Origin of the sequence: Citrobacter sp. TBCS-14 (assembly GCF_005280805.1) — a bacterium.
Classification (GTDB): domain Bacteria; phylum Pseudomonadota; class Gammaproteobacteria; order Enterobacterales; family Enterobacteriaceae; genus Citrobacter; species Citrobacter gillenii.
Genome location: NZ_SZWM01000330.1, coordinates 1 through 201, shown reverse-complemented (window position 1 = coordinate 201; position 201 = coordinate 1). Strand labels below are relative to the sequence as shown.

Annotated in this window: 1 protein-coding gene; it reads left to right on the top strand. The window is 43.8% G+C overall.

Annotated features, from left to right (window positions below):
- The coding region (locus FDX22_RS15350) for a hypothetical protein (protein ID WP_146717419.1) at positions 1-201 on the top strand (201 nt) is incomplete at both ends.

Below are 201 nucleotides of genomic sequence, written 5' to 3'. Positions count from 1 at the left end.
CGATATCGCGGGTTTTTATAACGAGATCCTCACCGGTGTCTCTTATGAGAACTACGATCTGCTACGCACCGACATGATCCGCTGCAAGAACGTAAAAGGGTTCAATATTTATAATCCTGTCTACGGTACGTTGGATAAATGTACTAACGTTTCTGCCGCTGATAGCGATCAGACTATTCAACAAGAGAGCTATTCTGCGTA